Source organism: Loktanella sp. R86503 (assembly GCF_042466455.1).
Lineage (GTDB): Bacteria > Pseudomonadota > Alphaproteobacteria > Rhodobacterales > Rhodobacteraceae > Loktanella.
Map to the genome: position 1 here is coordinate 1,752,978 of NZ_JAXHCI010000002.1, position 13,130 is coordinate 1,766,107.

Below are 13,130 nucleotides of genomic sequence, written 5' to 3' on the forward strand. Positions count from 1 at the left end.
CATAGGGCGGTGGGTCGGGAAACGACGACAACGACGGCAACAATTTAGGACCACCTGCATGGCCAGCCAGCACCCCGCCCCGTCAGAGGCAGAGCAACACCAGCAACAGGGCGCAAACTTTGCCCCGTCGCACCAGACAGGCACCCCTGTGGTGCCCCAGTTCGAGCAGCAGCAGACAAATGCTCCCATTTTCCGGGACTTTGCCAGCATCTAAGCACATGGAACCGAACCGCCTTGGGAAAATCTCTCGACGGTTCGGGTTTCTTTGCCGATAGTGGTGCCTATGACCGCCATATCGACCATCAAAAACCTTGGCCCTGCGATGGAAACTGCATTGATTGATGCAGGTATTCCCGACGCGGAAACCCTGCGCGATCTGGGCGCGGATGCAGCCTATGCCAAGCTGCTGGAAAACGGGCAGCGCCCCCATTTCATTGGATATTATGTGTTGCACATGGCGCTTCAGGGGCGGCCCTGGAATGACTGCAAGGGCGCGGAAAAAGACGCGCTGCGCGCTACCTTCGACAGCCTGTGCGCCAAATATGTCGATCAGGCCCGCACAGAGCTGGAAGCCTTCATGAATCGAATCGGCGTCCGCAAATAGGCGCGGCGGAACATTGGGCCAGGCTTGCGCATTGACTTGATGAACAATCAAGGAGGCCCGCCATGGACCTGATCCGCATCATCCTTTCCGTTCTGATCCCGCCGCTGGGCGTATTCCTGAAGGTCGGCTTCGGAAAGCACTTTTGGCTGAACATCATCCTGACGCTGCTGGGCTATGTCCCAGGCCTTGTGCATGCGATCTGGATCATTGCCCGCAGCGAACGGGTGCCGGCATGACCGATCACCACGCACGCCTTGAACGGCTGGAAAAGATGGCGCACCGGATGGATACGGCCATCCGGGTGCCAATTATCGGGCTGCGCATCGGCTATGATTCGATCATTGGCCTGATCCCCGGCATTGGCGATATCCTGACGCTGGCCCCCTCTGCCTGGATCATCATAGAGGCGAAACGCATGGGCGCAGCGCCCCATGTCATCGGCCGGATGGCCGCGAATACGGCGACAGATACGCTGGTCGGTATGATTCCAATTCTGGGCGATCTGTTTGATGCGACCTTCAAGTCGAACCGCCGCAATGTCGCGATCCTGCGCGACCATCTGGAACGCAAAGGGGCCGTCCCCGCAGGACAGCCCCGATATGCCTGAGTGATCAGGCCGTAGCGACGAAAAGGCGGGCCTTGCGGCCCACCTTTTGCGTTTTAGCCGACCAGTTCGAGGCCGGAGAAGAAGAAGGCGATTTCTTCTGCAGCGGTTTCCGGTGCGTCGGAACCGTGGACAGAGTTTTCACCGATGGATAGGGCAAATTCCTTGCGGATCGTGCCGTCTGCCGCGTCGGCAGGGTTGGTTGCGCCCATGACGTCGCGGTTTTTCTGGATTGCGTTTTCGCCTTCCAGAACCTGCACAACGATCGGCTCGGAAATCATGAACTCGCACAGCTCGCCAAAGAAGGGACGCTCGGAGTGGACGCCGTAGAACTGCTGCGCCTGTGCCAGGGTCAGCTGGATGCGCTTGGATGCGACAACGCGCAGGCCGGCTTCTTCGAACTTGGCGATGATGGCACCGGTCAGGTTACGCTTGGTGGCGTCGGGCTTAATGATCGAGAATGTGCGCTGGATAGCCATGATATGATACTTTCGGTTGGTGGACGGGCGCGGTGCGCCCGGCGTGAAAACTGGGGCTGCCCTAACATGGGTGCGGCACGGTGAAAAGCTGTGATGCTTGCCTTTCAGCGACACCCGTATAGGTGGAGAGTTGCATAAAATATAAACACGAGGGGTAAGGCGATGAATCTGGTCGTCGATTTTCTGAACAATATCCTGTGGGGGTATGTGCTGGTCTATGGCCTTTTGGCCGTGGGCCTTTTCTTTACCGTGCGGCTGGGCTTTATCCAGTTCCGCCACTTTCCCGAATATTTCCGCGTCGTCATCGGATCGCGCGAGACATCAAGTGATGGAATCACGCCGCTGCAGGCGTTGACCATTTCGCTGGCCAGCCGCGTGGGCACGGGTAATCTGGCCGGGGTCGCGGTTGCGATCTATCTTGGCGGACCGGGGGCGATTTTCTGGATGTGGATGGTGGCGCTGGTCGGTATGGCGACAGCCTACGCCGAATCGACGCTGGCGCAGCTTTACAAGGTGCGCAACGCCGACAGTCAGTATCGCGGCGGGCCCGCATTCTACATGGCGAACGGCGTGGGATCGAAGGCGATGGGCTATGCCTTTTCCATCTGTTTGATCCTGTCCTTCGGCCTGATCTTTTCCGCCGTGCAAAGCAACTCGATCTCAGAGGCGATGACGCAGGCCTTTGGCGTGCCAGGCATCGTAACCGGCCTTGTGATTGCGGCGTTGGCGGGCATCGTCATCTTTGGCGGCATCCGGTCCATCGCGCAGGTCGCGGAAAAGATCGTCCCCGCTATGGCCGGCATCTATCTGCTGGTCGCGGTCTTTGTGCTGATCACGAACATCACCGAAGTCCCCGCCATGCTGGCGCTGATTGTCAAATCGGCCTTTGGGTTCGAACAGGCGGCCGGCGGCTTTACCGGTGGGATCATGGCCGCACTGATGAACGGCGTGAAACGCGGCTTGTTTAGTAACGAGGCAGGCATGGGCTCTGCCCCCAATATCGCTGCAGCCGCGGTGCCTAGCCCGCACCACCCGTCCAGTCAGGGCCTTGTGCAGGGTCTGGGCGTGTTTATCGACACGTTGTTGATCTGCACGGCGACGGCGCTGATGATTCTACTGTCAGGTGCGGTCGATTACGGCCCAGACGGCGCGCAGGGCATGGTGCTGACGCAAAACGCCCTGTCCGAACATATCGGCGGAGCAGGCCCGATCTTTATCGCGGTGGCGATTCTGTTCTTTGCCTTCACATCCATCATCGGCAACTATTCCTACTCGGAATCAGCGATGGAGTTTCTGGGCCTTGGCGGGCGAACCCCGCTGCTGATCCTGAAAACAGCGGCGATGGGTATGGTGATCTGGGGCGCAGTGCAGCCGGTGTCGGCGGTGTTCAATCTGGCAGATGCAAGCATGGCAGTGATGGCGACGATCAATCTTGTCGCGATCCTGATCCTGTCAGGCACGGTCAAACGCCTGACCGCCGACTACTTTGCCCAAAAGAAAGCAGGCAAGGTGCCGCTGTTCCGCATCAAGGAACACCCCGGTCTGGGCTGCGGTATCGACGCGACGATCTGGAACCGCGACGTCGCCGCCGAACGGCAGTAAACCTGCGCTTTCCCATGGCCGCCGCCTCTGCTATGCGGCGGCCATGCTCAAAATCTCAGACATCACATATTCCGTCGAAGGCCGCACGCTGCTGGAACACACCAGCGTCACCATTCCCACGGGTCACAAGGTCGGTCTGGTCGGTCGCAATGGCACCGGCAAGACGACGCTGTTCAAAATTATCCGTGGCGAGATGATCCTCGACACCGGCACCATCTCCTTGCCCCGCGGCTGGAAGATCGGCGGCGTCAGCCAGGAAGTGCCCGGCAACGAAGTGTCGCTGATCGACACCGTGCTGCGTGCCGATGTCGAACGCGAGGCCCTGCTGGCCGAGGCAGAGACCGCCACCGACCCCATGCGCATCGCAGAGGTGCAGACGCGCCTTGCCGATATCGACGCCTGGAGCGCCGAAGGCCGCGCCAGCACGATCCTTAAGGGTCTAGGCTTTACCGACGAAGAACAGCGCATGCCCTGCTCCGCCTTCTCTGGCGGCTGGCGGATGCGTGTGGCCCTGGCCGCCGTCCTATTTTCCGAACCCGACCTGCTGCTGCTGGACGAGCCGACGAACTACCTCGACCTCGAAGGTGCGCTTTGGCTTGAAGCCTATATCGCCAAATACCCCCATACCGTGCTGATCGTCAGCCACGACCGCGAATTGCTGAACCGCTCTGTCGGGGGTATCCTGCACCTCGAAAACAAGGGGCTGACCTACTACACCGGCACCTATGACATGTTCGCCCGCCAGCGCGCCGAAAAGATCGCGCTGCTGACCTCGGCGGCGAAAAAGCAGGACGCCAAGCGCGAACACCTGCAAAAGTTCGTTGACCGCTTCAAGGCAAAGGCATCCAAGGCAAAACAGGCCCAGTCCCGCGTGAAAGCGCTGGAAAAGATGGAAACGATCCGCGTCCCCGCCGACGCGGCCCGCACCGTCTTTACCTTCCCCGAACCAGAGGAACTGTCGCCGCCCATCATCAGCGTCGAAGGCGGCGCTGTGGGCTATGGCAATACCATCGTGTTGCACGATCTGAACCTGCGCATCGACCAGGATGACCGCATTGCCTTGCTGGGCCGCAATGGCGAAGGCAAATCGACACTGTCCAAGATGCTTTCGAACCGCCTTGAACTGGCACGCGGCAAAATGGTCACCTCCAACAAGCTGCGCATCGGCTTTTTCGCCCAGCATCAGGTGGACGAGTTGCGGATCGAGGAAACGCCGCTGGAACACCTGCTGCGCGAACGCGCCGAAGAAGGCCAGGCCAAGCTGCGCGCCCGCCTTGCGGGCTTTGGCCTTGGCGCGGATCAGGCCGATACCGCCGTCGGCCGCCTGTCGGGGGGGCAAAAGGCCCGCCTTTCGCTGCTGCTGGCCACCCTGCCCGCGCCGCACCTGCTGATCCTCGACGAGCCGACCAACCACCTTGATATCGAATCGCGCGAAGCGCTTGTCGACGCCCTGACTGCCTATTCTGGTGCCGTCATCCTTGTCAGCCACGACATGCACCTGCTGTCGATGGTCGCAGACCGCCTGTGGCTGGTCAAAGGCGGCAACGTCAAACCCTATGACGACGATCTTGACGCCTACCGGCGCATGCTGCTGACCCCTGAAAAACAACAGGAAAAAGCAAAGCCCGCCGCACCCAAGGTCAAAAAGGCCAGCCGCGAGGAAATCATGGCCCTGCGCGCCGACGCCCGCAAAGCCGAAGAGCGTGTGACCAAGATCAACGACATGCGTGACAAACTGGCGAAAAAGCTCGCCGATCCCGCACTCTACGATGATGGCCGCGTAGGCGAATTGGCGACCTGGAACAAGAAATACGCCGAAGTCATGGAAGGCCTCGGCCGCGCCGAAGCCATGTGGATGGCCGCCCTAGAAAAGCTGGAAAAAGCCGAAAAAGGCTGATTGCCAGCCAGGCGCGGCACCCCGCCTCGCACCTGCGCCGATAACCCTGGCCGGTGGCATATTCCCTTGCCCCCGGCACCCCCTCGCCTCAACATGCCGCCATTTCATCTGGCAAGGTAAACTCCCGCCGGAGGCAAACCAAAGGCCGCACCCATGACCGACCTGCCCGCTCTGATCGCCGCTTTCACGGCCATGTTCATCGTGATCGACCCCATCGGTCTGGCACCGCTGTTTATTGCCATGACACAAGGCATGTCCGCAGCCCATCGCCGTGCCATCGGGGCCCGCGCCTGTCTTGTCGCCATCGGCCTTTTGCTGATGTTCGCCGTCTTCGGTGAACAGCTTCTGGAATTTATCGGCATCTCCATGCCGGCCTTTCGCATCGCGGGGGGTGTGCTGTTGTTTATCACCGCTCTGGATATGCTGTTCGAACGGCGTCAGGCGCGGCGTCAGGACAACGCGGATGACGCGATCGACCCCGAACACGATCCGTCCATCTTTCCCCTTGCCATTCCCCTGATTGCCGGTCCCGGCGCGATTGCCACAATTATCCTGCTAACGGGTCAGGCGGACAATGCCTTGGGCTTTGGTGCGGTTCTGGCAGTCATGCTGATCGTCATTGCGATGGTGTTCGCAATGTTCATGGCGGCTGGCTGGCTGGAAAAGCTGCTTGGCAAAACCGGCATCAACGTCGTGACCCGCCTGCTGGGCATGCTGCTTGCGGCTCTGTCGGTGCAGTTCATTCTGGACGGGCTCAAGGGTTTCGGTCTGGCAGGCTGACGCCTATATGATGCTGCATGAATACTGATCAGATCATGCAAATCACCTTTCTGACCTTGCTGGGCGGTGCAATCGCCGCCAGCTACTTCGTCAGCCAGCGCGGACAGATGGGCAAGGTTGCGCAGCAGGCCAGTATTTGGGGCCTGATCTTTGTTGGCGCAATCGCGGCCATCGGCCTGTGGGGCGATATCCGCGGCGATGTTGCACCGCAGCAAAGCATTACCGCGGGCGGTGCCATCACCCTGCCGCGGCAAGCCGACGGTCATTTCTACGCCCGTCTGGACGTGAACGGTCAGCCGATCACCTTTATGGTGGACACCGGCGCCTCCGCGGTCGTGCTGTCGAAAAGCGATGCGCAGCAGGCCGGGATCGACACGGATGCCCTGCGTTATCTGGGACAGGCCAGTACTGCCAATGGCGTGGTGCGCACAGCGCAGGTCACGCTGGGTCAGGTCAGCCTGGCGGATGTGACGCTGGCGAACGTGCCAGCGGTGGTGAACGAAGGAGCAATGGACGGCTCGCTTCTGGGGATGACCTATCTGCGCAATTTCAGTAATATTCAGATCAATGACGACGCGCTGATTTTGACAAGGTGACACAATGCGACTGACCCTGATCCTGATGCTGATGCTGGCCCTTGCAGGCTGCGCCGCGTCCAACCAGCTGCCAGAGGATTTCGATCCCACCTATACGTTCTGACCCCAAGGCGGCGGCGCGGCATAACGATTTTTCGCCGCAAAATCGCGCCCCCCCTGATCGGTGCGCCTAAGACGGTTTCTCGGCCCCCGCCTCTGCCTTCTTGACCCAGCGCCCGTCGTCTTGTGCCCAGTATTGGGCGGCAACCGCAGCCCCCGTCAGCGTTTTCCACTGACCACGTGCATGTTGCAGCGCGTCGCCGTCGTGACCGTCGAACATGATGCAGGCGCGCTGCGCGCCTGCGATCTCGACCGGAGTCAGATCGGCCCCGTCTACGCTGATCACGCAGTCAAAGCCGTCTGCCGCGATATCAACGCCCAGCAGGATTGGCTGGTCCGCATCCTGCGCCCCCGCCAGCCCGTGGGCGCGAAAGCTGTCCTCCGGTCCGTCCCACAGCATCTTGTCCAGCCGGTCCAGCAACGCCGGGCGGCGCCCCCGGACCAGCACTCGCCAACCCTGCGCGCGGGCCCGGTCAAGGATCTGCGGCAGGGCGTCTTCCAGCGGGCTGTCGGTCAGGTGGTAGAAATAGACGGCGCCCATCTAGCCCTCGAACTTGTCAGCGATCAGCCGGTTCAGCGCCATGACGCCCCAGCCCGTTGCCCCCTTGGGGGCCAGCGCGGTTTCGGATTTCACCGATGCAACGCCGGCAATATCCAGATGGCACCAGGGCGTGTCCGGTTTGACAAAGCGTTGCAGGAACTGTCCCGCCGTAATGGACCCGGCATAGCGGCCGCCGGTGTTTTTCATATCCGCGATGTTGCTGTCAATCAGCTGGTCATAGGCCGGTGCCAGCGGCATGCGCCAGGCACCCTCGCCCTCGGACCCAGCCGCCTTCAGGAACGCGCCCGCCAGATCGTCATTGTTGCTAAACACGCCGGCATTTTCATGGCCCAAGGCCACCAGCATCGCCCCCGTCAAAGTGGCAAGGTTGATCATACCGCAGGGCTTAAAGCGGTCCTGCGCGTACCACAGCACGTCCGCCAGCACGAGCCGGCCTTCGGCGTCGGTGTTGATGACTTCGATCGTGTCACCCTTCATCGATGTCAGCACATCGCCGGGGCGATAGGCGGTGGATGACGGCATGTTTTCCACGATGCCAACCAGACCCACGACATTCGTCTTGGCCTTGCGCAGTGCCAGCGTGCGCATCACGCCCGCCACCACGCCCGCGCCGCCCATGTCCATGGTCATGTCTTCCATGCCCGCTGCGCCCTTGATGCTGATGCCGCCGGTGTCGAACACGACGCCCTTGCCAACCAGCGCAAAGGGGGCCTCGTCCCCGCCGCCGTTCCACTGCATCACAACAACCTTGGACGGGCTGGCAGAGCCTTGGCCCACGGCCAGTAGCGCGCCCATGCCAAGCTTTTTCAGGTCATCCTCTTCGAGGATTTCTACAACAAGGCCTAGGTCCTGCATCGCGGCAAGGCGGGCCGCAAAATCGTCGGTGGTCAGCACGTTGGCCGGCTCGTTCGTCAGATCGCGGGTAAAGAACACGCCTTCGGCGACGGCCATGCCGGTTTTTGCGGCCTTGGCGGTGGCTTCGGGATCGTCCACCAGCAGGGTAATCGCGCCGGGTCCGGATTTGGTGCCGGACTTGTGGGTATTGAAGTCATAGCTGCGCAGGGCCAGCCCCAGCGCGATATCTTCGGCGCGGGCGGTTTTGCCCAGCAGCACGGTCAGTGCGTCCTTGCCCTGCGCCTTGGCCAGTTGAGCGCCGATGCGGCGCGCTGTGGTCTGGTCCGGCTTTGCGGGGGATTTGACGATCAGGATCGCATCGGCGGCCAGTCCTGCGGGGAACGACAGGCGCATCACGTCGCCGTCTTTTGCCTTGGCAAAGGCGTCGCTTTCAATGGCGCGGGCCACGGCCTTGCGCGTCAATGCGTTCACCTTGCGCGCGCCCGCGTCCAGCTTGCCCTCTGGCGTGGCCAGTACGGCCAGCAGTCCGGCCACTTCGGCAAGGGTATCAAGGTCGGCTGCGTCAAAGCGGATATCGGCGATCTGGGTCATGGGGGCCTCTTGGCTGTGGCAAATTCTTTGCCCCTTGCTAGCGGCCCTGCGCCGCAATGGCCAGTTTGCAGTTTCGGCGGACGCGGCCTTGGTCTAGTTTGCCGCAACCGCTGCGCAGGAAGTAATCCCCTTGGCCCGTTTCGACCGCTACATGATCAGCCAGCTGATGGTGACTTTCGGCTTCTTCAGCCTTGTGCTGGTGTTGATCTATTGGATCAACGCCGCTGTGCGCCTGTTCGATCAGTTGATTGCCGACGGTCAGGGCTTTGGCGTGATCATGGAACTGATCATGTTGTCGCTGCCCAATGTGATCCGGCTGGCGCTGCCCCTGTCGGCCTTTGCCGCATCTGTTTATGTCACCAATCGTATGAGCCAGGACAGCGAGCTTGTGGTGGTGCAGGCCACGGGGTTCAGCCCCTGGCGGATGGCGCGGCCGATGCTGTCTTTTGGGCTGATCGTGGCGCTGCTGATGTCGGTGCTGATGCATATCCTCGTGCCGCTGTCGTCCACTGTCCTGAACGAACGACAGGCCGAGATTGCCCAGAACATCACCGCCCGCATCCTGACCGAGGGTCAGTTCATCGAACCCACCGACGGTATCACCGTCTATATCCGCGCTATTACGCCAGATGGCGAATTACAGGATGTGTTCCTGTCCGACCTGCGCGATCCGCAAAGCCAAGTCACCTATACCGCGCGCCGCGCCTATCTTGTGCGCAACGACGGCGACGCGCAGTTGGTGATGGTGGACGGGATGGCACAAAATCTGCGCGGCCCGGATCAACAGCTGTTCGTGACTGAATTTGCGGATTTTTCCTACAATATCGGCAGCATGATGAACATCACGCCCCGCACCAACCGCAACTCGCGCGAAGTGATGACATGGGATCTGCTGTCGCCCACCCCGGCGCTTGCGGCCGAAACCAACAAGACCGAAGCCCAGCTGGTGACAGAGGCGCATGACCGCATTTCCCAGTCGGTGCTGGGCACCGTGGCCGCGCTGCTTGGCTTTTCGGCGCTAATGATTGGCAGTTTCAGCCGATTTGGTGTGTGGCCGCAGGTGATCTTTGCCATCGTGCTGATCATCGTGATCAAATCGCTGGAAACCACGGGCCTTGATATCGCGCGCACATCGCCGCAGATGTGGTTCGCCAGTTATTTGGCCGTTGTCGCGGGATTCCTAATGATCTGCGCGCTGCTTTTCGTCGCCTCCCGCCCCTATTTGTTCAAACGCAAACCAAAGCTGGGGGCTGCGGCATGATCCTTGATCGTTATTTCGCGCGGCGCTTTGCCAAGGTTTTTGGCGCGATTTTTGCCATCTTCGTGGTTATCCTGACGTTTCTGGGGCTGGCGGACAACCTGCGCCGCTATGGCAGCGATGCGGGCAGCTTTCGGGATATTCTTGATCTGGCGCTGCTGGATGCCCCAAACGGGGTCTATCAGATCCTGCCGCTGATCGTGATTATTGCCAGCATTTCCATGTTCCTTGGCCTTGCCCGCTCGTCAGAGCTGGTGGTGACCCGCGCGGCTGGCCGGTCCGGTCTGCGGCTGCTGGTGGCACCGCTGGTCGTCGCGGTTCTGATCGGTGCCATCGGGGTGGCATTGCTGAACCCCGTGGTGGCCGCCACGTCCCGCGCCTTTGAAAGCAAGGTCGCATCGCTGGACGGCGGCGGGTCGGTCCTGTCGCTGTCGTCGTCAGGGCTTTGGCTGCGGCAAGGCGATGCGGATGGCCAAACCGTCATCCACGCCGCCCGCACCAATCTGTCGGGCACGACGCTGTGGGATGCCACCTTTCTGACCTTTGACCCTGACGGCATGCCGCAATCGCGGATCGAGGCGAATATCGCCGTGCTGAACGACGGCAAATGGACCCTGAACGGGGTGAAAAGCTGGCCGCTGGACACAGAAGCCACGCCAGAGGCTGAAGCCACGCAGATGACCAGCACCACCATTTCGTCCAGCCTGACCGCGGACCAGATCCGCAACAACTTTGGCACCCCCAGCTCAATTTCAATCTGGGATCTGCCCGCATTTATCAAACGCCTGCAATCGGCAGGCTTTTCCGCGCAGCGCCATATCGTCTGGTTTCAGATGGAGCTGTCGCAGCCGCTGTTTTTGGGGGCGATGATGCTGATCGGGGCTGCCTTTACCATGCGCCCGCAGCGCGGCGGCAAGGTCGGCCTGAACGTGATGAGCGCGATCATGCTGGCCTTCACCATCTATTTCATCCGCAACTTCGCTCAGATATTGGGTGAAAACGGCGATGTGCCGGCGGCGCTGGCGGCATGGGCCCCGCCGCTGGCGGCGGCAGGGGTCGCCTTGGGAATTTTGCTACAGCGCGAGGACGGTTGATGCGGCTATTGGGAACACTTGTGGCCGCACTGGCTTTGGCGCCGCAGATTGTGGCGGCGCAGATGGCGGCGACCCTTGTGGCTGATACGGTCGATATCATCGAACGCAACCGCCTGATCGCGACCGGCAATATCGAAGTGCTTTATGACGGAAGCCGGCTTCAGGCCAGCCGCATCACCTATGACAAGCCGACCGACCGCCTGTTGATCGACGGGCCGATCCTGATTACCGGGGCGGACGGTGAAATCCTGACCGCCGATCAGGCTGACATCGACCCGCAGCTTGAAAACGGTGTGCTGCTTGGGGCGCGGCTGGTGCTGGACCAACAATTGCAACTGGCCGCCAACCAGATCGACCGGGCAGACGGGCGGTATAGCCAGCTTTACAAGGCGGCGGTCACATCCTGTCAGGTCTGCGGCGGCGAATCCCCCCTGTGGGAAATCCGCGCCGAAAAGGTGATCCATGACGAGGCGGCGCAGCAGCTTTATTTCACCAATGCGTCCTTTCGGATCAAAGGGCTGCCGGTGCTCTATCTGCCTTATATGCGCTTGCCGGACCCGACCAATACGCGGGCCACGGGGTTCCTGATCCCGCAGATCGTCACCAATGATTCCCTTGGGTTCGGCATTAAGGTCCCCTATTACATCGCCCTGGCCGATGACCGCGATCTGCTGCTGACGCCATTTGTCGCCACCCAGACCACCACCCTTGGCCTGCGCTATCGCCAGGCTTTTGCCGCTGGAGATGTGGAACTGACGACATCGGTGTCGCAGGATAGTCTGGACGATGACGGCGACCTGCGTGGATACGTCTATGCCGAAGGAGAGCTTGATGTCGGCAGCGGGGTGACGCTGCAATTCGACATCCAGACCGCCTCTGACAGTTCTTACCTAAGCGATTACAGCATTACCGATACAGACCGGCTGTCGAGTATCGTGGCGCTTACCAAGGTCACGGATGATTTCGCAGCATCTGCCAGCCTGTCCTATTACCAGACCCTGCGCGATGACGAACAAAACGCCAGCCTGCCGCCGCTTGTGGGCGAAAGCACCTTTATCCGGCGTTATTATCCGGCCGTTGGTGGCACAGTCACTTTGGGCGGCAGCGTGGATACCCTGCTGCGCTATGGCGAAGCGGTCGGCAATGCGGGGCGCGACATGACCCGTACCGGCGTGACCGCGAATTGGTCAAAGGACTGGCTGTCATCCAGCGGCGTGCTGCTAACAACAACCGGTGCGCTGCAAGCCGACGTTTGGCAGCTTAACGATGCTGTCGATTATGAACCGACCCTGACACGGCTGGTGCCCTATGTGCAGGCTGTCCTGCGCTATCCACTGGTGCGTACCAATGGCAAAACCCGCCACGCGCTGGAACCTGTGGCGGCGCTGACCTATGCGCACCCCGTGGGCGATTTACCCCCGAACGAGGACAGCACCCGGCCAGAGCTGGACGAAGGCAACCTGTTTTCCTTGTCACAATTCACCGGGCAGGACGCGGCAGAGGCGTCGACCAAGCTGGCGCTGGGCCTGACCTGGACTCGCAGCGGGTCAGAGGGCGTGACGTCGCAACTGGGCTTTGGCCGTATCTTGCGCAGCGATACCAACCGCGCCTTTACCCTGACCTCAGGCCAAAGCGATGCTGTGTCCGACTGGCTTGTGGCGGCACAGATTGCGTTGCCGCGCGGGCTGACCTTTGACGCTCGCGGCCTGCTTCAGGATGACGGCACCACGACACTGGCCACCGCCCGCGTCTTTTGGGACCGGCCAGAAGTGCAGCTGGCGGGCGGCTATATCTGGCAGGCCGCCGATAACAATATCGACAGACCGGTGGTGTCCGAATACAGCTTTGAAGGCGCGATCGACGTGACAGAGGCTTGGAATCTTGGCTTTGACACCCGTTATGACGTCGCCCGCGACAGCCCCGTCAGTGCGGGCATTGACCTTGGGTGGAGCAACGAATGCGTCACCGTCTCGCTTTCGGTCTCGCGCAGCTATGCGTCTTCCACTACGGTGGACCCGACGACGGATTACGGGCTGTCAGTGGCATTGCAAGGCTTTTCGGCCAATGGCATGCCACAGGTGACGCCTTCAGGCTGTCAAAATTAAGACC

14 protein-coding genes are annotated in these 13,130 nt (G+C 61.0%); 11 read left to right on the forward strand and 3 right to left on the reverse strand.

The genetic code is table 11. The annotated features are described in order from the left end of the window. Window positions 1-58: 58 nt before the first annotated feature. The 4 genes from SJY10_RS09650 (at window position 59) to SJY10_RS09665 (ending at window position 1,211) form a co-directional block, all read left to right on the forward strand. Window positions 59-214: a hypothetical protein gene (locus SJY10_RS09650; RefSeq protein WP_386681968.1), complete on the forward strand. Its 156-nt coding sequence runs from the start codon at window positions 59-61 to the stop codon at window positions 212-214. 69 nt (window positions 215-283) lie between these two features. Further along, window positions 284-604 (forward strand): TfoX/Sxy family protein, encoded by a 321-nt coding sequence (locus tag SJY10_RS09655; protein ID WP_386681970.1) that lies wholly within the window; start codon window positions 284-286, stop codon window positions 602-604. 62 nt (window positions 605-666) lie between these two features. Continuing rightward, window positions 667-840, forward strand: a complete 174-nt coding sequence (locus SJY10_RS09660) for a YqaE/Pmp3 family membrane protein (protein ID WP_386681972.1) — start codon at window positions 667-669, stop codon at window positions 838-840. Beyond that, the gene (locus tag SJY10_RS09665) at window positions 837-1,211 is read left to right on the forward strand and encodes a DUF4112 domain-containing protein (RefSeq protein WP_386681974.1); all 375 of its coding nucleotides are present in this window, start codon (window positions 837-839) and stop codon (window positions 1,209-1,211) included. The genes SJY10_RS09660 and SJY10_RS09665 overlap by 4 nt, the downstream gene beginning before the upstream one ends. 53 nt (window positions 1,212-1,264) lie before the next feature. Here SJY10_RS09665 and ndk read toward each other — a convergent pair whose 3' ends face one another. After that, window positions 1,265-1,687, reverse strand: coding sequence for a nucleoside-diphosphate kinase (gene ndk, locus SJY10_RS09670; protein WP_386681976.1), 423 nt, complete (start codon window positions 1,685-1,687; stop codon window positions 1,265-1,267). 162 nt (window positions 1,688-1,849) lie between these two features. Here ndk and SJY10_RS09675 point away from each other — a divergent pair, with 162 nt between their 5' ends. The 4 genes from SJY10_RS09675 (at window position 1,850) to SJY10_RS09690 (ending at window position 6,562) form a co-directional block, all read left to right on the forward strand. Continuing rightward, entirely contained in the window at window positions 1,850-3,289 is a 1,440-nt protein-coding gene (locus SJY10_RS09675; protein ID WP_386681978.1) for an alanine/glycine:cation symporter family protein, read from the forward strand. Between the two features lie 43 nt (window positions 3,290-3,332). Beyond that, window positions 3,333-5,186: an ABC-F family ATP-binding cassette domain-containing protein gene (locus SJY10_RS09680; protein ID WP_386681980.1), complete on the forward strand. Its 1,854-nt coding sequence runs from the start codon at window positions 3,333-3,335 to the stop codon at window positions 5,184-5,186. Window positions 5,187-5,339: 153 nt separating this feature from the next. Continuing rightward, window positions 5,340-5,966, forward strand: a complete 627-nt coding sequence (locus SJY10_RS09685; protein WP_386681982.1) for a MarC family protein — start codon at window positions 5,340-5,342, stop codon at window positions 5,964-5,966. Window positions 5,967-5,983: 17 nt separating this feature from the next. Continuing rightward, entirely contained in the window at window positions 5,984-6,562 is a 579-nt protein-coding gene (locus tag SJY10_RS09690; protein WP_386681984.1) for a TIGR02281 family clan AA aspartic protease, read from the forward strand. A 169-nt stretch (window positions 6,563-6,731) separates the two neighbouring features. On the opposite strand, the gene SJY10_RS09695 is transcribed toward SJY10_RS09690, so the two are convergent. Beyond that, window positions 6,732-7,202, reverse strand: coding sequence for a DNA polymerase III subunit chi (locus SJY10_RS09695; RefSeq protein WP_386681986.1), 471 nt, complete (start codon window positions 7,200-7,202; stop codon window positions 6,732-6,734). Further along, window positions 7,203-8,669, reverse strand: coding sequence for a leucyl aminopeptidase (locus tag SJY10_RS09700; protein ID WP_386681988.1), 1,467 nt, complete (start codon window positions 8,667-8,669; stop codon window positions 7,203-7,205). It abuts the gene before it with no gap. A gap of 130 nt (window positions 8,670-8,799) precedes the next feature. Here SJY10_RS09700 and lptF point away from each other — a divergent pair, with 130 nt between their 5' ends. From lptF to SJY10_RS09715, 3 genes are read left to right on the forward strand one after another with little or no spacing between them, the layout of a single operon-like run. Further along, window positions 8,800-9,930 carry an LPS export ABC transporter permease LptF gene (gene lptF / locus SJY10_RS09705; RefSeq protein ID WP_386681990.1) on the forward strand — a complete coding sequence of 377 codons (1,131 nt, stop codon included), beginning with the start codon at window positions 8,800-8,802 and terminating at the stop codon, window positions 9,928-9,930. Next, on the forward strand, window positions 9,927-11,021 hold the full coding sequence (gene lptG, locus SJY10_RS09710) for an LPS export ABC transporter permease LptG (RefSeq protein WP_386681992.1): 1,095 nt from the start codon (window positions 9,927-9,929) through the stop codon (window positions 11,019-11,021). Before lptF ends, lptG begins: the two co-directional genes overlap by 4 nt. After that, a complete protein-coding gene (locus SJY10_RS09715; protein ID WP_386681994.1) occupies window positions 11,021-13,126 on the forward strand; it encodes an LPS-assembly protein LptD in 2,106 nt (701 codons plus the stop codon). The genes lptG and SJY10_RS09715 overlap by 1 nt, the downstream gene beginning before the upstream one ends. The last annotated feature ends 4 nt before the right edge of the window (window positions 13,127-13,130 follow it).

What these genes read in the sequence shown, in the direction of transcription:
- SJY10_RS09660 (WP_386681972.1), top strand. Translation starts at nt 667, where the DNA reads ATGGACCTGATCCGCATCATCCTTTCCGTTCTGATCCCGCCGCTGGGC.
- SJY10_RS09695 (WP_386681986.1), bottom strand. Translation starts at nt 7,202, where the DNA reads ATGGGCGCCGTCTATTTCTACCACCTGACCGACAGCCCGCTGGAAGAC.
- SJY10_RS09700 (WP_386681988.1), bottom strand. Translation starts at nt 8,669, where the DNA reads ATGACCCAGATCGCCGATATCCGCTTTGACGCAGCCGACCTTGATACC.
- SJY10_RS09690 (WP_386681984.1), top strand. Translation starts at nt 5,984, where the DNA reads ATGAATACTGATCAGATCATGCAAATCACCTTTCTGACCTTGCTGGGC.
- SJY10_RS09680 (WP_386681980.1), top strand. Translation starts at nt 3,333, where the DNA reads ATGCTCAAAATCTCAGACATCACATATTCCGTCGAAGGCCGCACGCTG.
- ndk (WP_386681976.1), bottom strand. Translation starts at nt 1,687, where the DNA reads ATGGCTATCCAGCGCACATTCTCGATCATTAAGCCCGACGCCACCAAG.
- SJY10_RS09715 (WP_386681994.1), top strand. Translation starts at nt 11,021, where the DNA reads ATGCGGCTATTGGGAACACTTGTGGCCGCACTGGCTTTGGCGCCGCAG.
- SJY10_RS09665 (WP_386681974.1), top strand. Translation starts at nt 837, where the DNA reads ATGACCGATCACCACGCACGCCTTGAACGGCTGGAAAAGATGGCGCAC.
- SJY10_RS09675 (WP_386681978.1), top strand. Translation starts at nt 1,850, where the DNA reads ATGAATCTGGTCGTCGATTTTCTGAACAATATCCTGTGGGGGTATGTG.
- lptG (WP_386681992.1), top strand. Translation starts at nt 9,927, where the DNA reads ATGATCCTTGATCGTTATTTCGCGCGGCGCTTTGCCAAGGTTTTTGGC.
- SJY10_RS09685 (WP_386681982.1), top strand. Translation starts at nt 5,340, where the DNA reads ATGACCGACCTGCCCGCTCTGATCGCCGCTTTCACGGCCATGTTCATC.
- SJY10_RS09655 (WP_386681970.1), top strand. Translation starts at nt 284, where the DNA reads ATGACCGCCATATCGACCATCAAAAACCTTGGCCCTGCGATGGAAACT.
- SJY10_RS09650 (WP_386681968.1), top strand. Translation starts at nt 59, where the DNA reads ATGGCCAGCCAGCACCCCGCCCCGTCAGAGGCAGAGCAACACCAGCAA.